The organism is Actinoplanes sp. 13, assembly GCF_056134165.1.
Genome location: NZ_JBVYOQ010000003.1, coordinates 105,363 through 123,908 on the forward strand (window position 1 = coordinate 105,363; position 18,546 = coordinate 123,908).

The following is an 18,546-nucleotide window of genomic DNA, read 5'->3' on the forward strand; positions in this document are numbered from 1 at the left end:
GACGGGTCGTGACCATGATCCGGGTGCTGCTCGCCGACGACGAGAAGCTCGTGCGGTCCGGGTTCCGGTTGCTGCTGGACCTGGAGGACGACATCACGGTGGTGGGTGAGGCGGCGACCGGCGCCGAGGCGGTGGAGCTGGCCCGGGCCACCCGGCCGGACGTCGTGCTGATGGACATCCGCATGCCGAAGATGGACGGCATCGAGGCGACACGGCAGATCGCGTCGGCCACCGGGTTGCGGGGCGTCCGGGTGTTGATCCTGACGACGTACGACACCGAGGCGTACGTGTTCGAAGGCCTCGAGGCGGGCGCCAGCGGGTTTCTGCTCAAGGACGCCGGGCCGGCGGAGCTGCTGCACGGGGTGCGGGTGGTCGCCGCCGGGGACTCGCTGCTCGCGCCCCGGATCACCCGGCGGCTGATCTCCCGGTTCACCGCCCAGCGGACCGCAGGGCGGGCCGGCGCGGAACGGCTGGCCGTGCTCACCGAGCGGGAACGGGAGGTGGTGGCGCTGGTCGGCCAGGGTCTGCGGAACGACGAGATCGGCGCGATGCTGTTCGTCAGCCCGGCCACCGCCCGTACGCACGTCAGCAACGCCATGACGAAACTCGGTGCGCGGGACCGGGCGCAGTTGGTCGTGATCGCATACCGGACCGGGCTGGTCACCCCGTGACAGCCGCTGATCACCCCGCGCGGCTGTTGATCACCCGATGAGGGCTCCCGGTTACCCCGTGTGGGCTGTTTCGCCCGGCCGGGGACGGGCACTCCTGCAGTATGTTCCCGGCTGAGAATCTGCGTGACTGGCGTGGCCATAAGATCATCGACCCCCAGGGTGACAAGATCGGCGACATGGAGGCGGTTTACGTCGACACCGCCACCGACGAACCGTCGTTCGTGACCGTGCGCGTCGGCTTCCTGGGCCGGCACCGGCTCGTCTTCGTGCCCGTCACCGGTGCGACGGTGACGCCCGAGGCGGTCCGCGTGCGATACGACAAGAAGCTCGTCGGCGATGCGCCGACGATCGACACCGACGGGGAGCTGACTGCGGCGGACGAGCCGCGGGTCTTCGAGCACTACGGACTGCCCTATCTGACCGGCGCCTCCGGCGAACGCCGCCTGGCCCGCCGCTGAAGCCGGCCGGCCGCAGGCCCCGCGCCCGGGCCCGCAGCTGACAACCGGCCGGCCCTGAGCACTGCCTCCTGGCCCGCAGCTGACAACCGGCCGGCCGTGAGCACTGCCTCCTGGCTCCCGCTGGTAACCGGCCGGCCGCAGATCCCGCCGCCCGATTCGCCGGAGACCGCGAATCGGCGGCGGGGACAAGCTCCTCGCCCGCAGCATCGCGAGGAAGGCGGTGGTGCGGACCGGGCTGGGCGAGGGCCTCCAGCCAACCGTTCCCGTTGCTATGTCTTCGCATCACTGGCGCTCCAGAGCGAGGCGAGGCAGCCGCCGGGCCAGCCAGGCCGGCAGCCACCACGCCCGCCGGCCGAACAGGTGCATCACGGCCGCGAGCAGCAGGCATCGGATGATCACGGCGTCGATCAGGACCGCGACCGCCAGCCCGAGGCCGAACTGCTGGAGCATCCGGTCCGGCGACAGCACGAACGCCCCGAAGACCACCACCATGATGGCGGCTGCCGCGGTGACCACCCGGCCGGTCGTGGCCAGCCCTTCACGGATCGCGCCGTGAGCGTCACCGGAGCGTTCCCACTCCTCGTGCATGCGAGCCAGCAGGAACACCTCGTAGTCCATCGACAGCCCGAACACGATCGCGAAGATCATCACCGGGACGTACGCCTCGATCGGGCCGGGCGGCACCCCGAACGCGCCCTCCTGGAAGACCAGCGTGATGACGCCCATCGCCGCACCGACGCTGAGCAGGTTGAGCACCGCCGCCTTGACCGGGATCACCAGCGAACGGAACAGCAGGAGCAACAGCAGCGCGGACAGGCCGACCACCACGGCGACGAAAAGGGGCAGACGACCGGCGATCGCGGACGAGAAGTCGATGACCGCCGCGGTCGGCCCGCCGACCAGCACCGTCACGTCGTTGTCCCGGGCCACCGGCGCCAGCACATCGTCGCGCAGGGTGGACACCAGCTCGTCGGTCGCCTCGTCCTGCGGGGCGGACGCCGGGAAGGCGATCACCGTGGCCACGTCCCCGCCCGGTGCAGGGATCGGCGGCGTCACGGCAGCCACCCCGGCCGTGTCGGTGAGCGCCCGTCGGACGGCTTGAGCTGCCGGTTCCGCGGCCGCACCACCGGCGTCGACGACGACCACGAGCGGACCGTTGAAGCCCGGCCCGAAACCCTCGGCGAGCAGCTCGTACGCCCGGGTACTGGTCTTGCTGCCGGCGTCGTTGCCGGCGTCCGCGAAGCCCAGGCGCATGTCGAGCACGGGCGCGGCGAGGGCGAGCAACGCGATCAGCGGCAGCACGACGGCGGGCCAGGGGCGGCGGGCCACCGCGTCGCTCCAGCGCCGCCAGAGGCGGCCTTCCTCGCGGGCAGCACGGCCGCGGCGGGCTGCCTTCTCGGCGCGTTTTCTGGTTGTACGCTCCAGCCGCGCGCCGAACAGGCCGAGCAGTGCGGGCAGCAACGTGAGCGCGGCCAGCATCGTGACCGCGACGGTGACGGCGAGGGCCACCGCCACGCCCTGCAACGAGCCGATGCCCAGCAGGACCAGCCCGAGCAGGGCGATGATCACCGTGGTGCCGGCAAAGTAGACAGTGCGCCCGGCGGTGTCCAGTGCCGTGCGGACCGCCGTGGCCCGGTCGGCGCCCGCGATCAGCTCGCCGCGGAAGCGGGAGAACACCAGCAGGGCGTAATCGATGCCCACGCCGAGCCCGACCAGGATCAGCAGTGCGGAGGTGAAGTCGGCGACCGTGGCGATGTGCGAGGCGAGCGCCACCAGCCCCGTCGCGGTGCCGACCGCGAAGATCGCGATCACGATCGGCAGGGCCGCGGCGAGCAGTGAACCGAAGAGCAGCACCAGCACCACCATGGCGGCCAGCAGCCCGGCTCCCTCGGCGGCGCCGCCCTCGGCCTCCTCGGCGGCCCGGGCCGCGTCGCCACCCACCTCGACGGTGACGCCCGACGCCGCCCGCGCGGTATCGATGATCTCCCTCGTCGCCCCGACCGGCATCGCCTCGGCGGGGACGTCGAGCGCCACCGTCGCGTACGCGATGGCGCCGTCCCGGGAGACGGCGGTGTCGTTCGCATAAGGACTTGTCACGTCGACCACGTGCGGCAGCTCGCGGACCTGGGCCAGCATGCCTTCGACGGCGCCGCGGGCGGCCGGCTGGTCCACGCCGCCGGGTGCGCGCACGACGATCTCCAGCGTCGCGCCGGAGCGGGCCGGCGCCCGCTCGGCCAGCACGTCCTGCGCTCGCTGCGACTCCGCGCCCGGCAGCCTGAAGTCGTTGCGGTAGTCGTCACCGGCCAGCGCGGCGCCGGCTGTGACACCGGCCAGGACCAGCACCCAGAGCAGCAGCGCCGTCCAGCGGCGCCGGTAGGACCAGCCGGCCAGCCGTTCGAAGACGCTGGCCCGGCGGACCCGGGCCGGGACGTCGGACCGCACCGCGCTCGGTGTCATGAGTTCCTCCCTCGATATATGGCGACGTGCGGCGACAGCCGGGGGCCGGAACGCTCCGCGCTGGGAAGCGCCGAACGTGCAGGGCCCGAGGAGCCGGACGGCTCCGCGCCGCACAGTCGCCGAACGTGTCGGAAGGCCACGCTAGGGAGGTCGGGTGCTTCGCCGAAACGCTCTGCGGGAGGCTTTGCTCGTACCCCTTCTGAGGGATGCCGCATGCTCCCTCAGAGGGACTCGCCGCACCGGGCCCGGGCCGTAGGGTGGCGGCGTGGATTCGAAACTCGGTGCACGCAGCTGGGCCGCCGTCGATGTCGCGGCGGCGCTGGGTGCCGCGCTGTTCACACTGGCGATGCTGGCGGAGGGCGGCCTCGGCGCGGCCGGCGAGCCGTTCCGGCCGCTCGATCCCGGCGGCGTGGTGCTGGCCCTGGCGTCGGCGCTGCCGGTGATCTGGTCGCGCGGCGCGCCCGGCACGGCGTTCGGGGTCTCCGCGGCCGCCACCCTGGCGCTGATCGTTTTCGACTATCCGTTGGACGTGCCGCCCGGCGTGCTGATCGCCACCCATCTGTTGGCCGACGCGCTGGGCGGCGGCGACACCCCGGTGGAGCGGCGCCGGGCGGCCGGCGCCGTGGCGACGTTCGTGCCGGTGGCCGTCGCGTTCATGGCGCTCAACAGCAGGTCCGTGGTCAGCATGTCGTCCGGCCTGGTCGCGTGGGCGGCGATGTTCGCCCTGGTGTGGACGGCCGGCGACCGCAGCCGCCTGCGCCGGGATCGGATCACCGAGCTGGAGGTGCGGGCGCGGCTGCAGAACCTCGAGCTGCTGTCCTCACACCGGCTGGTCGCGGCGCAGGAGCGGGCCCGGATCGCGCGGGAGCTGCACGACTCCGCGGGGCACGCGATCAACGTGATCCTGGTACAGGCCGGCGCCGCCCGCCTGCTCCATGAGCGTGATCCGGATCGGTCGCTGCGCGCCGTCCACACGATCGAGGAGGTGGCCAACGCGACGATCGCGGACATCGACCGGATGGTCCGGGTGCTGCGTGACGACGCCGGGCCGACGGATCCGGCGCCCGCCGACACCGCCGCGCTGGAACAGCTGGTGGACCGGCACCGCGCCGGCGGCCTCCAGGTCTCCACGACGTTCCAGGGCGCTCCGCGCGGGTTGCCCAGCGGAGTGGCCTGGGCGGCGTACCGGATCTTGCAGGAAGCGCTGACCAACGCCGCTCGGCACGGGTCCGGGCGGGCCGACGTGCGGATGTCCTACGGGTCGTCGGCGGTGGAGATCGTGGTCAGCAATCCAATCGGTGATCACGACCGGCCCGGCGGTGGCCTCGGCCTCGTCGGCATGCGGGAGCGGGCCGCGCTGCTCGACGGCACGTGCGAGGCGGACACCGCGGAGCCGGGGATGTTCCGGTTGCGGGCCCGGCTGCCCTATGTCCTGCCGGGGAACGTGTTGCCGGCAGTCGTCGCGCCGGGGGTGGTCGCGCTGAGATGAGCACCGCCCCCCTGCGTGTCCTGATCGCCGACGACGAGGATCTCCTGCGGGCCGGCCTGCTCGCCGTCCTCTCCACCGACGACACCATCGAGGTCGTCGGGGAGGCCACCGACGGCGTGCAGGCGGTGACGATGGGCCGGGAGCTGCGGCCCGACGTGATGCTGATGGACGTGCGGATGCCGCATCAGGACGGAATCGCCGCCACGCGGCAGCTCAGCGAAGTCGCGCCGGCGGTGCGGGTGCTGATCCTGACCACGTTCGAGGATCAGGACTACGTGGTCGGGGCGCTGACCGCGGGGGCGTCCGGCTTCCTGCTCAAACGGACCCCGCCGGAGAAGCTGATCGAGGCGGTTCACACGATCGCTGCGGGTGACGCGCTGCTGTCGCCGTCGATCACGCGGACGGTGATCGATCGGATGGCCGCTGCCACTCCGCCGGACGCGGCGGCGTCCAATCGGCTGCGGGGCCTCACCGCGCGGGAACGTGATGTATTGGTGCTGGTCGCGCGAGGGATGTCGAACAGTGAAGTCGCGGTGGAGCTGTTCGTCGAGGAGTCGACGGTCAAGACGCATATGAAGCGGATCCTGGCGAAACTCGACCTGCGGGACAGGGTGCAGGCGGTGATCTTCGCATACGAGACCGGGCTGGTGCGGCCGGGCGCGACGCGCTGACCGCCGGCGACACGCGCTCTGCGGCGATCCGCTGTGGGTGCGCCCGATCGCGATGGTGCAGTACGCCCCGGCGGCGCGCTGGGCGGCGCGCGCGGCGGGCGGGACGCGGGGTGAGACGGCGCGGGGCAGGACCGCGCGGGCCAGGACGGCGCGAGATGCACGACGGCGCGAGGTGCACGACGGCGCACAGGGCACGACGGCATGTGGGCCAGGGCCGCGCGCGGCGGGACAGCATGCGAGGCAGCGCATCGTGCGGGGGGCAGGGCCGCGCGATACGACGGCATGCGGGGCAGGGCCGCGCGATAGGACGCCGTGCGGGGCAGCACCGCCCGATGAGACGGCATGCGGGCAGGGCTGGGGTGCGCAGACGGCCGGGCGGTTGGCCCGGCCGTCATCGCTTTCGTGCCTGACGCGTTGGTCAGGCCTTGCAGTTGTGCTTCTTCTTCCAGGTGCGCACCGCGGCGGCCGGGCTCTTCTGCCCGCCCTTGCGCCACGAAGTCAGGTACTTCGCGGGCCAGACGACGCCGCGCCGGACCTTCCAGTCGCCGGCCTTCTTGCACGGGGGCGAGATGCCGTAGTGCAGGTGGCAGACGCCGCTGGAGTTGCCGGTCTTGCCGACCTTGCCGAGGGCCTGGCCGGCCTTGACGCGGACGCCCTTCTTGATGCCGGCCTGCACCTTGCTCAGGTGCGAGCCGTAGTAGCGGACGCCGTCGTCGCCCTGGATGGAGACGAACTTGCCGCCGTTGTAGGGGCCGTCCTTCTTGCCCTTCTTGTACCGGTCGACCCGGCTGACCTCCAGCACCACGCCACTGGTCGTGGCGACGAACGGCTTACCGCAGGCGGCGAAGATGTCCGTCGCCGGGTAACCGGAGTGGGTCTTGGGGATCGAGGCCTTCTTCGCGCGAACCGGGAAGACGTATCGCGGTTTGGCCGCGGCCGCCGCGGCGGCCAGCTCCGTCGTCCCGGCGTCGAACGTCACCGGTGGTTCCGGCGCCTGTTCGACAACGGCGGGCTGCTGCGCCGGCGCCGAAGCCGTGGACGGCTCGCCGGCTCCGCAGCCGGCCAGGCCGACGGCGAGGACGGTCAATCCCGACACGCAGGATAGTAATCGCATTGCGTCACCTTAGGCGCAGATGGACGGTCCTCGCTGTCCCTCATCGTTCGGCCGGTGTTCAGGCGGCGGCAGCCTACGGTGGGCAGAGGTCATCGCATGACTTTTCTTGCGATAGCGGCTCTGGCCCTGGCCGGCGCTACGACATGGTTCGCCATTGCGCAGCCTGCGCCGCCTCACCGCGCCCTCTATCACCGGCTGGCCGGCGCCGGGTTGACACTCTGCCTGATCACTGGTGTCGCGCTGGTCGTCGCGGTCCTGGTCTGAGCGGGGCCAGCAGGTTTGACCGCGCAGCGCACGAGCCCGAACACGCGGCCAACGGGCCTGAGCGCACAGCCAACGAGCCCGAGCGCGCGGCCAGTAAGCCCAGCACGCAGCCAACGAGGCCGCCGGGCCTGAGCACGAGGTCGCCGGGAGACCTATCGTCGACTTGTGCGGGAACAACCAGTGATCATCGACTGCGACCCGGGGCACGACGACGCGCTGGCGCTGCTGCTGGCCGTCGGTGACCCCCGGCTGCGTCTGCTCGGCGTCACGACCGTCGCCGGTAATCAGACGCTCGACAAGACGACCCGGAACGCGTTGCGGATCCTCGCGTTGGCCGGGGCCACCGGGATTCCGGTCGCGGCGGGCTGTGACCGGCCGCTGGTGGGTGACCTGACCGTCGCCGACGAGATCCACGGCTCGTCCGGACTCGACGGGCCGGACCTGGACGGGCCGGTCGCGGAGGTCGCTGACGTGCACGGGGTCGAGCTGATGCGCCGGCTGATCATGGACGCGGCCGAGCCGGTCACGGTGGTCGCCACCGGGCCGCTGACCAATGTCGCGCTGCTGCTGCGGCGGCATCCGGAGGTCGTACCCCGGGTGCGCCGTGTGGTTTTCATGGGTGGTTCGACCGGGCGCGGCAACACGACGCCGTACGGCGAGTTCAACATGATCACCGATCCGGAGGCGGCTGACATCGTGCTCCGGTCGGGGCTGCCGGCGCGGATGATCGGGCTGAACGTCACGCACCGGGCATCCGCGACCACGGAGATCATCGGCGAGTTCCAGGGCATGGGCACCCGGCTCGGTGCGGTCTGCGCCGAGCTGATGACGTTCTTCGCGGGCACTTATCGCCGGGTGTTCGGGTTCGACCATCCCCCGGTGCATGATCCGGTCGCTGTCGCGAGCGTCATCGACCCGTCGATCGTACGAACTGTCGCCGCCCCGGTCGCCGTCGAGTTGACCGGAACCTTCACCCGCGGTGCGACGGTCGTGGACCTGCACCGTCGCACCGGCGCCGCGCCGAACGCGGACGTCGGGGTGGACCTGGACGTGGACGCCTTCTGGCAGCTGCTGATGGGAGCGGTGCGGTCCCTCCACAGCGGACAGCATTGAACCGGGCGGCCCTCAACGGGACGGCCAGAAACCAGACGGCCAGGAACCGACGAAGGTGAGCCGCCAGGTCCTCGGGAACCGCGCGTCACACGAGTCGTACGCCTCGCGGCAAGCGCTGATCACCGGGCTCGCCGTCGCGTCTTCAGAAAAGACGCGTGCACCGACCGGGATGCCCCGCCTGGCGGCTTGCTCATCAGGAGCCTACACGTGGATCATCGATTCACGCGTGCCGATCTGCCCTGCCCGCGCCGCATTCCGGTCACCGATTGCCGTGCCGGCCCGCCCGCACCAGCACATAGGGGTGATCGATCTCCGGCGCCACCCGCCGGAGCGCCTCCCGGGAGGCTTCCTGCTCGATCGGTGCGGCGAACGGCTGGACGGCGAGCCCGTGCTGGGTGGCGACCAGCCAGCCGGCGGACAGGGCCTCCCCGGCGTACAACCGCAACAGGTCGTCGTCGCCCGGCCCGTGCAGGACCAGGAAGGTGGCCGCCCGGTCGTGCCCGCCCTGCTGGACGGGCAGCCGGAGGCGGTCGGCGGCCCCCACGATCCGCCCGGCGCCGGCCCACAGCGCCAGTTGCTCGTGCCATCGCTGCTCGGCCGGGCCGCTGGGGGTGGTGCGGGCGGCCGCCACACCGAGTTCGAGGATCTGGTCGGGGCGTACCTCGTACACCCGGATGTCGTGCGAGTGGAAGGCCTGGACGATGGTCCGCAGCACCGCCGGCCTGATCGGCCGGCCCGGGTCGCCCTGCGGGTCCCGGTGCCGTCGCCCGATGGCGGCCGCCAGCCGGACGGCGCCCGGGCTCGCCGGGGCCGGGCCGTCGATGCGCAGGCGCGCGAGATGACGGGGATCGGCCGGGTCGGGCAGCCGTTCGACGGCCACCTGCCAGCCCTGCGCGGCCAGGCTCAGGCGCGCGTGATGCAGGGCGGAGCCGCAGCTGACGATGATGAGGCGCCCGGCGGAATCCTGGGCCGGATCCGCGAAGAGGTCGAGCTGGTTGTCGGCGACCCGCCACCGCCAGGGCCGGGCGTCGTCGGCCGACGGGGCGAGGTCGGCCACGGCGACGGCCCGGTGCAGGGCGTCGGCACCGACGCCCCGATGCACAGCTGGTGTCATCGGACTTCCCCTCGTCAGGACCACCGAGGCCGGTGATCGACATCCGGGCGAAGCGATCGGTCTCCGTTCACCTTACGCGCATCCCGGGGCGTAACGGCACCGTGAACGGCCACGGGAGGCGCGCATACAGATCACTGAGGCGCGGACGGGGTTCGTCCACCGCGCCGTGACGCGTCGGGATGGCCGGATTCGAACCGGCGGCCCCCGGTCCCCCAGACCGGTGCGCTACCAAGCTGCGCCACATCCCGCTTTCCTTGAAGCGCCCTGTGCCGGGATCGAACCGGCGGCCTCGCGCTCGACAGGCGCTTGCTCTTCCACTGAGCTAACAGGGCGTGGACCCGGCCGGAGTCGAACCGGCCGCCTCCGCTGCTGGAAACATCGCGTACCCGGAGCGCGATTCGAACGCGCACTGGCGCCGTTCTGAGCGGCGTGCCTCTACCGTTGGGCTACCCGGGTGTGAAGCTGCGGGCGCAGGATCAGACCTCCAACCTCCGGATTCTCAGACTCGGGCCCGCATTGATCCCGGCCGGCGAGGTGATGAGCCTCGCCGGCCGGCTTCGGCGCCGTGGATCGCGCCGGTCGCGGCCGGAAGAGAGAGAACGGCCGCGGTAAGGGATGAGAGAGCGGTCGGCCGGTTTCGAACCGGCGGCCTCCACCCTGGCAAGGTGGCGCTCTGCCTGCTGAGCTACGACCGCGTGTGGACCTGGGCGGATTCGAACCGCCGACCCCCGGTCTGCCGAACCGGTGCGCTACCGGACTGCGCTACAAGCCCACGAAGAAATGCCGGCCACTGTGCATTTGTCAAGAAACCGGGAAACGAAAAAGCCGCCGGTCCCGGATCGGGCGGCGGCATTGTCAGCTGCGTCAGCGCTACTGTTCTCGCCACCGTTCCCGGGCGTCCTCCGCGGCGGGCAGGGAGCCGCCGAGCTGGTATGCACTGGTGTCTTGCAGCGACATCTCGTTCTCCTTCCGCCTCGTCGTTCTCGGTGTCGATGAATACGATAAAGATCCCTCGACGGAGCGGCAACGCATTTAGGCCCGCGCATATCGCCGCGCCAGAAGCGCGCACGCGTCCCTGAGTTCGGTTGGGCCCACCACTTCGAAATCGGCGTCGAACCGGCCGATCGCCGCGGCCAGGGCCGGCCACGACCAGGATCCGAGGTCGACCCGGCAGCGGTCCGGGCCGAGTTCTTCCACAACGCCGTCGGGGACGAACCCGGCGACGACCGCGGCCGGGCGGTCCAGGATCACGGTGCCGTGGCACGGCCAGCCGCCGGCGCCTCCGGCCCCGCGGAATCTGCCGGTGACGAAGGCTGCGACGTCGCCGCCGGGCACGTCGCGGGCGGCGAAGCGAGGACCGGTGGGGGTACGCGGAGTCAACCGGTCGGCCCGGAACGTCCGCCAGTCCGCCCGGTCCAGATCCCAGGCGACCAGGTACCACCGCCCGTCCCGGGTGACCAGGTGGTGCGGCTCCACGCGTCGTACCTGGTCGGGCGGGTAGTCGAACCGCAGCACCTCCCGGCCGTGCACCGCCGCGCTGAGCGTCAGCAGCACCGCGGTGTCGACCTGCGGGGCCGGCCGGCTGACCGCGGTGACGTCCATGGTGTCGACCCGGTGGCGCAGCCGGGCCGGCATGACCTGCCGGACGGTGTTCAGCGCCCGGATCGCGGCCTCGCCGATGCCGTGGCCGGTGCCGCCGGCGATCTGCAGCGCGATCGTCAGGGCGACCGCCTGGTCGTCGTCGAAGAGCAGCGGCGGCAGGTCGCTGCCCGCGCCGAGCCGGTAACCGCCGTCCGGTCCCTTGATCGTCGCGATCGGGTACCCGAGTTCGCGGAGCCGGTCGACGTCCCGCCGGACGGTCCGCGGGCTGATCTCCAGACGTTCGGCGAGCAGCGACCCGGGCCAGTCGCGGCGCGCCTGCAACAGCGAGAGCAGAGCCAGCAGCCGCGCGGATGTCTTGTGCATCACTCCATGATGAGCGAAGTAGAGGACACAACCTGGCCTCTACCGCTGCGACTGTGGTGGCACATCCGGCGAGAGGAAACAGCCATGAGCATCACCACCACCACGCACCTGAACTTCCGCGGCGACGCGCGGGCGGCTCTGGAGCACTACCAGGCGGTCTTCGGCGGCCACCTGGTCCTGGTCACCAACGCGGACGCGCAGCGCGTCGACGACCCGGCCGAGGCGGACCAGATCAGCTGGGGTCAGGTCGCCGCGGACAACGGCTTTCGGATCATGGGGTACGACGTACCGGCCGCGAAGTCGTTCGACCGGGGTGACCGGTCGGTGTTCGTCTCCGTCCGCGGCGACGACCCCGACGAGATCAGCTCTTACTGGAAGGGCCTGGCCGAGGGCGCGACCGTCGTCGAGCACCTGGCGCCCGCCGGGTGGTCGCCGCTCTACGGCATGCTGATCGACCGGTTCGGCGTGACCTGGGTGCTCGACGTCGCCGTGGAGTACGCCGGCTGACCACGACGGGCGGCGCGGTCCCGCAGCGGCCGCGCCTCATACTGAGGATCCGATCAGCATCCGGGAGGCACGGTGGCCACGACCAGCAGCAGCACCGATCTGGCGATCACCGTCGAGGACGGGGTCGCGCTGCTGGAGATGCGGCGGCCACCGGCCAACCACTTCGACGAGGCCCTCATCGGCGCCATCGTGGCGGCTGCCGCGGAGCTCGACGACGACCCGGGCTGCCGGGCGATCATCCTGGCGTCCGAGGGCCGGCACTTCTGCGCGGGCGCCGACTTCGGCAGCGGCGAGTTCGCACAGGATCACGTCGACGCGGCGGCACGCCTGTACCGCAGTGCCGCGCGACTCTTCGAACTTCGTACCCCCATGATCGCTGCAGTGCAGGGAACGGCCGTGGGCGGAGGTCTGGGCCTGGCGTGCGCGGCCGACTTCCGCGTCGCGGAAGCCTCCAGCCGGTTCGTGGCGAACTTCGTGCGACTCGGGTTCCACCAGGGGTTCGGCCTCAGCGTCACGCTGCCCGAGCTGATCGGCCGGCAGGCGGCGGCCGGCATGCTGCTGACCGGGCGGCGCGTCGGCGGCGAGGAGGCCGCACGCCTCGGCCTGGCCGACCGGCTCGCCGCGCCGGGCACGCTGCGCGCGACCGCCCGCGAGCTGGCCCAGGAGATCGCCGCCGGAGCGCCGCTCGCGGTCCGCTCGATCCGGGCGACGCTGCGCGGCGACCTGGCGGCCCGGGTCCGCCAGGCCCTCGACCACGAGCTGGCCGAACAGAAGGTGCTGTGGGCGACCCACGACAGCGCCGAGGGCATCGCGGCGAGCCTGGAGCGCCGCACCCCGATCTTCCGCGGGGAGTGACCTCACGCCCGCGGAGCCGGTCGCACCGGGCTCAACGGGTCGGCCAGCAGGGCGGCGAAGCCGAGATCGGCGGCGCCGATCAGGGTGGTGTCGGCGGCCAGGCCGGACAGCCGCAGCTCGACCCGTTCCCGGGAGACCGGCATGGCGTGCTGGGCGATCCGGGCCGCCACGTGCGGGGCCGCGGCGCCGTAGAGGTCGCGCAGCATCCCCCCGAAGACGACCGCGCCCGGGTTGAACAGGTTGATCAGGTTGGCGACGCCGATGCCCAGCCAGTCGCCGGCCACCGCCACCGCGCGCGCCGCCGCCGGGTCGCCTCCGGCCGCGTCCTGCGCCACTGCCCGGACCGCGGCCGGCCCGGTCTGCCCGGCCCGGCCCGCCTCGGCGAGCAGCGCGTACTCCCCCGTCTCGGCCTCCAGACAACCGCGTGAGCCGCACAGGCAGGGCCGCCCGCCGAACGGGTTGACCAGCATGTGACCGACCTCGCAGCCGTACCCGCTCTCGCCGCCGAGCAGCTTGCCGCCGACCAGGATGCCGCCGCCCACGCCGACGTCGCCGTGCAGGTAGATCAGGTTGGGGAAGCCGGCGCCGGCGCCTCTCGCGTACTCCGCGAGGGCGCCGAGGTGCGCCTCGTTGCCGACCGCGACCGGCAGGCCCATACCGAGCGCCCGCTCCAGCTCGGCGCCGAACGCCTGGTCCACCCAGCCGAGCTCCGGACCGTACCGGACCATGCCGTCGCCGGGCCGGATCATCCCGCAGTAGGCGGCGCCGATCCCTACCCAGGCCGTGTCGCCCGGCGCCGCGGCGACCAGATCCCGGCCCAGCGCCGCGAGCTTGCCGACCACGGTGTCCAGGTCGGCGCCGGCGCGCGGCCGGGTGGTCTCCCGCCGGTCCAGCACCGGCCCGCCGAGACCGACCCGCGCGGCGGTGAGCCGGTCCACCGCGATGTCGAAAGCGAGCACACAGATCTTTGCGGACTCCGGCCGTACGACCAATGACGGCCGCCCCGCCCCGATCGTCCCGGCCGGCCGTTCCTCGCGCACCAGCCCGGCCGCGACCAGCTCGGAGGTCAGCGCCAGGATGGTGCTGCGGTTGACACCCATCCGGTCCGCCAGCGCCGCCCGGGAGAGCGGCCCGCTGACGTGGACGTGGCGCAGCAACGTGCCGACGCTCGATCGAGTCCTGTGCATGGCGCCGTCCAACCTAGAGCCCCACGTGGGGCCGTGACTAGGAGGCGGTCACACGGTAGATGGCGCCGGCGGCGTCGTCGCTCACGTAGAGCGCGTCGTCCGGGCCCTCGACCGCCATCACCGGGCGGCCCCACCGGGAGCCGTCGGGCAGCTGGAAGCCGGTCAGCAGGGTCTGCTGGGGGCCGAGCGTGCCGTTGCGCCAGGCGAAGAAGGAGACCTCGGGCGGGCGGGGCGGGTTGCGGTTCCACGAGCCGTGCACGCCGACCAGGGCGCCGGCCGCGTAACCGCCGGGCACGTCCGCGGCGAAGCTCAGCCCCAGCGGCGCGGAGTGGGCGCCCATGCCCTGCTCGGTGCGGGGCAGGGCGGCGCAGTCCAGCTTCGAGCCGTCGGCGTTCGTCTCGATGTCGCGGACGAACGGGCGGTCGGTGTAGCTCAGCGGGGTGTCCCGCTCGCCGGGCGCCAGGTCCGGGTCGGGATTGCAGTACGGCCAGCCCAGGTCGCGGCCCTGCGTCACCTTGGCGAGCTGCTCGAACGGGCGGTCGTTGACGTACCACGTCATGACCTCGCCCTGGTCGGGCCCGTCGTACGGATAGGCGACGTTGTCCCGGTGGTTGACCGCCGTCCACACCCCGCCGTCCGGGTCGATCGCCAGGCCGGTGCCGTTGCGGACACCGCGGGCGAAGGTGGACGGCGTGCCACCGCCGGCCGGGGCACGCAGGACGGACGCCCGCTCGGGGGTGGCGTCGCGGTCCTCGGCGGAGATGTTGCCGGTCGAGCCGACCGAGATGTAGAGCGCGCCGTCCGCGCCGACGGCCACGCTCTTCAACGCGTGCGCGTAGGCGCCGCGAAGCTCGGAACTCTTGGCGTCGGGCAGGCCGCCGACGACCACCCGCCTGCCGGACAGCCGGCCGGAGCGGTAGGTGAAGGCGTCCACCTGGTCGCTCTCGGCGACGTACAGCGTGTCGCCGTCGAAGGCCATGCCGTGCGGCTGGTTGAGGCCGCTGACCAGGACACGCTGGGTGGGCGTGGCACCGGGGACCAGCTCGACGATGTCGCCGTGCTTCGGGCGCGACACCAGCAGCCGGCCGTCCGGCGTCCAGGCGAGCAGCCGGGCGGTGGGCACGCGCGCCCACACCGTGACGGTCCACCCGGGGGGCGCCTGCAGCTCCCGGGGCTCGTCGAAGGGGGCGGTGCCGGTGCCGGGCAAAGTTCGAACCACAGTGGTCTCGAGCCCCGGAACCCCGGCCGCGAGCGAGCCGCCGGCCGAGGGTGGCACGGTGCCGGCCGGCGCGGAAGCGACGGGCTCGCCGGAGGAGCAGCCAGCCATCGTGATGATCATGGCGGCGGCGATCGCCACCCCCCTCTTCCGCGCCTCAGCCATCCGCCGACAGTACCGATTCCGTCCCCGGGCCGCCCGGCGACCGGCCGTCAGGCGGCCGTGACGAGCGGCTTGAGCGCCGCGCCCACCTGGCTGACGACGCCCGGCCGGTGGCCGTTGCGGATCAGGTTGATGGTGATCCCGTCGATCCCGGCCCCGAGCACCCGCTCGTGCAGCTGCTCAGCGACCTGATCGGGCGTGCCGAGGAAGGCCCGGTTGCGGCGGTCCTCGGGCACGGTCTGGCCGAGCTCCTTGACCTCCTGCTCGGTCTCGCCGACCATGCCCATCACCAGGTAGCTGGTGGCCAGCGTGGCGGGATCGCGGCCGATCTCCTCGCACCGCCGGCGCAGCACAGCCACCTTGTGCGGCAGCTCGTCCACGTCGCAGATGACGTTCATGTGCTCGGCGAACCGGGCGGCCAGCCGGAACGTCTTCTGCTCGCCGCTGCCGCCCAGCATGATCGGGATGTTCGGGCGGACCCGCGGGTTGTTCATGGCGCCACGAGTCGTGTACCACTTGCCGGCGAACGTGGCCGGCTCACCCTTGAGCATCGGCGCGATGATCGTCAGCGCCTCCTCGAGGCGTTCGAAGCGCTGACCGAAAGTGCCGAACTCGAAGCCGTAGTCGTCGTGCTCGCGCTCGAACCAGCCGGCGCCGATGCCGAGGATCGCCCGGCCGTGCGAGACGACGTCGAGCGTGGTCACCGTCTTGGCCAGCAGCGCGGGATTACGGTACGTGTTGCCGGTGACCAGCGTGGACAGCTGGATCGTCTCGGTGATCGATGCGAGGGCGCCGAGAGTCGTGTACGCCTCCAGCATCGCGTTCTCCACCGGGCCGATGCCGGGCAGCTGGTAGAGGTGGTCCATCACCAGGACGGTGTCGAAACCCGCGGCCTCCGCCTCGCGGGCCTGCGCGGCCACCGTGTCGAAGGTCTGCTCGACCGGGCCGGGATAGGTGAAGTTCGGGATCTGGTAGCCGAGCCGGATGGTCACCGTTGCCTCCGCGATGGATGTAAGAGGGTCCTCACTTGCTAATGTAAGAGCCTACTCACATGGAGGCCGATGTGCGCGCCTATCACCACGGCGATCTGCGGGCGGCGCTGATCGGCGCCAGCTTCGACCTGCTCGCCGAGGCGGGACTGCGCGGATTCTCGGTGGCCGCGGTGGCGCGCCGGCTCGGCGTCAGCTCGGCCGCGCCGTACCGGCACTTCGCCGACCGCCACCAGTTGCTCAGCGCCATCTCCGCGACCGCCGCACGCGACCTGCGCGCCGAGATCGCCGACGCGGTCGGCGCCACCGGGCCGGACCCGGCCGACCGGCTGGCGGCGGCGGCCGGCGCCTACGTCCGGTACGTGGCGCGCACCGGCGCCGGTTTCCACGTCATCTTCGCCGCCGAGCTGTACGAGGTGGTCGACGACGAGCGGCGCGAGCAGACCCGCGCCTTCATGACCCAGTGGCTCGACCTGGCGGCGGCGACCGGGGTCACGTCCCACCACGAGCAGCTCCGGCTGGTGGAGGCCGCGATCGCGGTGGCACACGGGTACGTGTCGCTGTTCGCGGACGGATTCTTCGCCCGCGGCGGCGACCCGGTCGAGGACATCGCGGCCCGGGCCGCCCGCGCCACCCGGATTCTGATCACGCCGGCCTGACGTCATCCGCGCTGCCCCACCGCTGGCCCGGCGAGCGGTTGTGACGGCCCGGCGTCACGCGAGCGCTCGTTCCGGGGCGGCCGTCAGGCGGGTGTGTAGAAGGCGAGGGTCCGGGCTGCGGCTGCCGCGGCGGACTCCGGGTCGGCGCCGGACTCGACGTGGGCGGCCTGCCAGGCGGCGACGACCCGCGCGGTGAAGTCGCGGCCCGCCTCGGTGGCGATCAGACCCTCCATCTCCGAGGGCGTGCACCGCTGATCGCCGGCCAGGTGGAGCGAGAGAGCCAGCAGCGAGCCGTCCCATCCGGCGCCGCCGGCAGCCGGGCCGTACTGTTCCCAGAACTCCCCCGGGCCGGCGCTGTGCTCAAGACGCAGCACGGTCGCCGCCGGGCCGGACGGCGTCAGCGTCACGGTGACCCGGCTGCTGTCAGTGCCGTGGTCCCAGGTGAGGCGCAGAGCCGCCGGCGGCTCGCAGCGCTCGATGACCCCCTCGGTGCCGCTGCCCGCCAACCGGTAGCGACCACCCACCCTCAGGTCGCCGGTGACCGGTTCGAACCATCGGGCGAGACGTTCGGGCTCGGTGCACGCCGACCACAGCGCGGCGGCGCCGACCGGGAACTCCTGCTCGACGACGACGGTGTGGTGCTCCCCGGTGCTCACCACCCGGCGGATGACCCGGTTGATCTGCTCGGCGAGGTTCATGGCCGGTCTCCGTTCTGCTCGACCTCGGCACGCAGGGCGTCGAAACCCCGCTCCCAGAGGGTGTGGAACTGACTGAGCCACCGCTCGGCCTCGCGCACGCCCTCGGGCGCCACCGAATAGAGCCGGTGCCGGCCCTCGGACCGTGACCGGGTCAGGCCCGCCTCGCGCAGCAGCCGCAGGTGCCGGGACGTGGCCGGCTGGCTGATGCCGAACTCGGCGTGGACGGCCCCGGTCAGGAAGCCGGCCTCGCGCTCGCCGGGCACGAGGAGCTCGAGGATGCGCCGGCGGACCGGGTCGGCAAGTGCGTCGAGCGGGTGCATCCCAGCAATATATAACAATATGGTTATGGGCGAGGGCCGCGTGTGGGAGGATCGGCGCATGCTTCGTGGGGTCGGGAAGGTTCGCGTCGGCGTGCGTGACCAGGAGCGGGCCAAGCAGTTCTGGGTCGCGACGATGGGGTGCGAAGTCGTTCAGGACGCGACGTACGGTGCGGAGCGGTGGCTGGAGGTCCGGCTTCCCGACGGCGTGATCCTCATTCTGGAGCACGTCCCGCGGCCGGCCGAGGGATCGCCGGGGCAGCCGAACACACCGGTCTTCCTCTCCTGCGACGACGTGGACGCGACGTGGCGTGAGCTGGCCGGGCGTGGGGTTGTCTTCGTGCAGGAGCCCGTGGACATGCCGTTCGGGCGATGGGCACTGTTGTCGGACACCGAGGGCAACCGTTTCCCGCTGCTCGCCGTCGATTGACGCCGCCTCCGTGTGGGGGTGCGCGAGGGGGGACGGTTTGGGGCGGGGCGGCTCACGGTCCCGGGACGGCAACCCCGGCGGAGCGGGCGGGATCATGCGCCACCGCCGGCCGGGAACGCTCAGCCGGCAGCCACGCACGCGAACGTGGGGATCATGCGTTACTGCCGGCCGAGCGCGGTGGGCGGGGCCTTGACTTGGCTCGGGGTGGGG

General features: G+C 72.4%; 19 protein-coding genes and 5 tRNA genes. 10 read left to right on the forward strand and 14 right to left on the reverse strand.

Annotation, left to right across the window (positions count from 1 at the left end):
* Positions 1–14 precede the first annotated feature (14 nt).
* Both AC0NH5_RS08260 and AC0NH5_RS08265 read left to right on the forward strand, forming a co-directional pair.
* Entirely contained in the window at positions 15–671 is a 657-nt protein-coding gene (locus AC0NH5_RS08260; protein WP_474402370.1) for a response regulator transcription factor, read from the forward strand.
* 101 nt (positions 672–772) lie between these two features.
* Positions 773–1,129, forward strand: a complete 357-nt coding sequence (locus AC0NH5_RS08265) for a PRC-barrel domain-containing protein (RefSeq protein WP_474401567.1) — start codon at positions 773–775, stop codon at positions 1,127–1,129.
* A gap of 282 nt (positions 1,130–1,411) precedes the next feature.
* Here the strand turns inward: AC0NH5_RS08265 and AC0NH5_RS08270 are convergent, their stop codons facing one another.
* On the reverse strand, positions 1,412–3,586 hold the full coding sequence (locus tag AC0NH5_RS08270) for an MMPL family transporter (RefSeq protein ID WP_474401569.1): 2,175 nt from the start codon (positions 3,584–3,586) through the stop codon (positions 1,412–1,414).
* A gap of 265 nt (positions 3,587–3,851) precedes the next feature.
* On the opposite strand from AC0NH5_RS08270, the gene AC0NH5_RS08275 reads away from it, so the two are divergent.
* Together AC0NH5_RS08275 and AC0NH5_RS08280 are read left to right on the forward strand one after the other, a co-directional pair.
* Entirely contained in the window at positions 3,852–5,075 is a 1,224-nt protein-coding gene (locus tag AC0NH5_RS08275) for a sensor histidine kinase (RefSeq protein ID WP_474401571.1), read from the forward strand.
* A complete protein-coding gene (locus AC0NH5_RS08280; RefSeq protein ID WP_474401573.1) occupies positions 5,072–5,746 on the forward strand; it encodes a response regulator in 675 nt (224 codons plus the stop codon). Before AC0NH5_RS08275 ends, AC0NH5_RS08280 begins: the two co-directional genes overlap by 4 nt.
* 418 nt (positions 5,747–6,164) lie before the next feature.
* Here the strand turns inward: AC0NH5_RS08280 and AC0NH5_RS08285 are convergent, their stop codons facing one another.
* On the reverse strand, positions 6,165–6,842 hold the full coding sequence (locus tag AC0NH5_RS08285; RefSeq protein WP_474401575.1) for a M23 family metallopeptidase: 678 nt from the start codon (positions 6,840–6,842) through the stop codon (positions 6,165–6,167).
* Between the two features lie 114 nt (positions 6,843–6,956).
* On the opposite strand from AC0NH5_RS08285, the gene AC0NH5_RS08290 reads away from it, so the two are divergent.
* Both AC0NH5_RS08290 and AC0NH5_RS08295 read left to right on the forward strand, forming a co-directional pair.
* The gene (locus tag AC0NH5_RS08290) at positions 6,957–7,124 is read left to right on the forward strand and encodes a hypothetical protein (RefSeq protein WP_474401577.1); all 168 of its coding nucleotides are present in this window, start codon (positions 6,957–6,959) and stop codon (positions 7,122–7,124) included.
* A 165-nt stretch (positions 7,125–7,289) separates the two neighbouring features.
* Positions 7,290–8,237 carry a nucleoside hydrolase gene (locus AC0NH5_RS08295; protein ID WP_474401579.1) on the forward strand — a complete coding sequence of 316 codons (948 nt, stop codon included), beginning with the start codon at positions 7,290–7,292 and terminating at the stop codon, positions 8,235–8,237.
* Positions 8,238–8,496: 259 nt separating this feature from the next.
* Here AC0NH5_RS08295 and AC0NH5_RS08300 read toward each other — a convergent pair whose 3' ends face one another.
* The 7 genes from AC0NH5_RS08300 to AC0NH5_RS08330 all read right to left on the reverse strand — a co-directional run bounded on the left by AC0NH5_RS08300 (position 8,497) and on the right by AC0NH5_RS08330 (position 11,316).
* Positions 8,497–9,351 carry a nitroreductase gene (locus tag AC0NH5_RS08300; protein ID WP_474401580.1) on the reverse strand — a complete coding sequence of 285 codons (855 nt, stop codon included), beginning with the start codon at positions 9,349–9,351 and terminating at the stop codon, positions 8,497–8,499.
* Between the two features lie 174 nt (positions 9,352–9,525).
* Positions 9,526–9,599: transfer RNA gene (locus AC0NH5_RS08305), tRNA-Pro, on the reverse strand.
* Between the two features lie 12 nt (positions 9,600–9,611).
* A tRNA-Asp gene (locus tag AC0NH5_RS08310) sits at positions 9,612–9,683 on the reverse strand.
* A gap of 51 nt (positions 9,684–9,734) precedes the next feature.
* Positions 9,735–9,807, reverse strand: a tRNA-Leu gene (locus AC0NH5_RS08315).
* 166 nt (positions 9,808–9,973) lie between these two features.
* A tRNA-Gly gene (locus AC0NH5_RS08320) sits at positions 9,974–10,046 on the reverse strand.
* A gap of 3 nt (positions 10,047–10,049) precedes the next feature.
* A tRNA-Ala gene (locus AC0NH5_RS08325) sits at positions 10,050–10,123 on the reverse strand.
* A 260-nt stretch (positions 10,124–10,383) separates the two neighbouring features.
* Positions 10,384–11,316, reverse strand: coding sequence for a helix-turn-helix transcriptional regulator (locus AC0NH5_RS08330; RefSeq protein ID WP_474401582.1), 933 nt, complete (start codon positions 11,314–11,316; stop codon positions 10,384–10,386).
* 84 nt (positions 11,317–11,400) lie between these two features.
* On the opposite strand from AC0NH5_RS08330, the gene AC0NH5_RS08335 reads away from it, so the two are divergent.
* Both AC0NH5_RS08335 and AC0NH5_RS08340 read left to right on the forward strand, forming a co-directional pair.
* Complete coding sequence (locus AC0NH5_RS08335) at positions 11,401–11,823, forward strand: VOC family protein (RefSeq protein ID WP_474401583.1); 423 nt, start codon at positions 11,401–11,403, stop codon at positions 11,821–11,823.
* 72 nt (positions 11,824–11,895) lie between these two features.
* Positions 11,896–12,678 carry an enoyl-CoA hydratase/isomerase family protein gene (locus AC0NH5_RS08340; RefSeq protein ID WP_474401585.1) on the forward strand — a complete coding sequence of 261 codons (783 nt, stop codon included), beginning with the start codon at positions 11,896–11,898 and terminating at the stop codon, positions 12,676–12,678.
* A gap of 2 nt (positions 12,679–12,680) precedes the next feature.
* Here the strand turns inward: AC0NH5_RS08340 and AC0NH5_RS08345 are convergent, their stop codons facing one another.
* Genes AC0NH5_RS08345 through AC0NH5_RS08355 form a run of 3 tightly spaced genes read right to left on the reverse strand, consistent with a single transcriptional unit; the run spans position 12,681 to position 16,235 of the window.
* Positions 12,681–13,865: an ROK family protein gene (locus AC0NH5_RS08345; RefSeq protein ID WP_474401586.1), complete on the reverse strand. Its 1,185-nt coding sequence runs from the start codon at positions 13,863–13,865 to the stop codon at positions 12,681–12,683.
* A gap of 37 nt (positions 13,866–13,902) precedes the next feature.
* Complete coding sequence (locus tag AC0NH5_RS08350; protein WP_474401588.1) at positions 13,903–15,246, reverse strand: PQQ-dependent sugar dehydrogenase; 1,344 nt, start codon at positions 15,244–15,246, stop codon at positions 13,903–13,905.
* Positions 15,247–15,293: 47 nt separating this feature from the next.
* Positions 15,294–16,235: an LLM class F420-dependent oxidoreductase gene (locus AC0NH5_RS08355; protein WP_474401590.1), complete on the reverse strand. Its 942-nt coding sequence runs from the start codon at positions 16,233–16,235 to the stop codon at positions 15,294–15,296.
* Between the two features lie 59 nt (positions 16,236–16,294).
* Here AC0NH5_RS08355 and AC0NH5_RS08360 point away from each other — a divergent pair, with 59 nt between their 5' ends.
* Positions 16,295–16,891: a TetR/AcrR family transcriptional regulator gene (locus AC0NH5_RS08360; protein WP_474401592.1), complete on the forward strand. Its 597-nt coding sequence runs from the start codon at positions 16,295–16,297 to the stop codon at positions 16,889–16,891.
* An 83-nt stretch (positions 16,892–16,974) separates the two neighbouring features.
* On the opposite strand, the gene AC0NH5_RS08365 is transcribed toward AC0NH5_RS08360, so the two are convergent.
* Together AC0NH5_RS08365 and AC0NH5_RS08370 are read right to left on the reverse strand one after the other, a co-directional pair.
* A complete protein-coding gene (locus AC0NH5_RS08365; protein ID WP_474401594.1) occupies positions 16,975–17,589 on the reverse strand; it encodes an SRPBCC domain-containing protein in 615 nt (204 codons plus the stop codon).
* Positions 17,586–17,909: an ArsR/SmtB family transcription factor gene (locus tag AC0NH5_RS08370; protein WP_474401596.1), complete on the reverse strand. Its 324-nt coding sequence runs from the start codon at positions 17,907–17,909 to the stop codon at positions 17,586–17,588. Before AC0NH5_RS08370 ends, AC0NH5_RS08365 begins: the two co-directional genes overlap by 4 nt.
* Positions 17,910–17,967: 58 nt before the next feature.
* Here AC0NH5_RS08370 and AC0NH5_RS08375 point away from each other — a divergent pair, with 58 nt between their 5' ends.
* The gene (locus AC0NH5_RS08375) at positions 17,968–18,336 is read left to right on the forward strand and encodes a VOC family protein (protein WP_474401598.1); all 369 of its coding nucleotides are present in this window, start codon (positions 17,968–17,970) and stop codon (positions 18,334–18,336) included.
* Positions 18,337–18,546 lie beyond the last annotated feature (210 nt).

Bases quoted from the DNA above. Each gene is read 5' to 3' on its own strand.
- AC0NH5_RS08260 (WP_474402370.1), top strand. From the start codon at position 15: ATGATCCGGGTGCTGCTCGCCGACGACGAGAAGCTCGTGCGGTCCGGG.
- AC0NH5_RS08265 (WP_474401567.1), top strand. From the start codon at position 773: ATGTTCCCGGCTGAGAATCTGCGTGACTGGCGTGGCCATAAGATCATC.
- AC0NH5_RS08270 (WP_474401569.1), bottom strand. From the start codon at position 3,586: ATGACACCGAGCGCGGTGCGGTCCGACGTCCCGGCCCGGGTCCGCCGG.
- AC0NH5_RS08280 (WP_474401573.1), top strand. From the start codon at position 5,072: ATGAGCACCGCCCCCCTGCGTGTCCTGATCGCCGACGACGAGGATCTC.
- AC0NH5_RS08290 (WP_474401577.1), top strand. From the start codon at position 6,957: ATGACTTTTCTTGCGATAGCGGCTCTGGCCCTGGCCGGCGCTACGACA.
- AC0NH5_RS08300 (WP_474401580.1), bottom strand. From the start codon at position 9,351: ATGACACCAGCTGTGCATCGGGGCGTCGGTGCCGACGCCCTGCACCGG.
- AC0NH5_RS08330 (WP_474401582.1), bottom strand. From the start codon at position 11,316: ATGCACAAGACATCCGCGCGGCTGCTGGCTCTGCTCTCGCTGTTGCAG.
- AC0NH5_RS08335 (WP_474401583.1), top strand. From the start codon at position 11,401: ATGAGCATCACCACCACCACGCACCTGAACTTCCGCGGCGACGCGCGG.
- AC0NH5_RS08345 (WP_474401586.1), bottom strand. From the start codon at position 13,865: ATGCACAGGACTCGATCGAGCGTCGGCACGTTGCTGCGCCACGTCCAC.
- AC0NH5_RS08350 (WP_474401588.1), bottom strand. From the start codon at position 15,246: ATGGCTGAGGCGCGGAAGAGGGGGGTGGCGATCGCCGCCGCCATGATC.
- AC0NH5_RS08360 (WP_474401592.1), top strand. From the start codon at position 16,295: ATGGAGGCCGATGTGCGCGCCTATCACCACGGCGATCTGCGGGCGGCG.
- AC0NH5_RS08365 (WP_474401594.1), bottom strand. From the start codon at position 17,589: ATGAACCTCGCCGAGCAGATCAACCGGGTCATCCGCCGGGTGGTGAGC.
- AC0NH5_RS08370 (WP_474401596.1), bottom strand. From the start codon at position 17,909: ATGCACCCGCTCGACGCACTTGCCGACCCGGTCCGCCGGCGCATCCTC.
- AC0NH5_RS08375 (WP_474401598.1), top strand. From the start codon at position 17,968: ATGCTTCGTGGGGTCGGGAAGGTTCGCGTCGGCGTGCGTGACCAGGAG.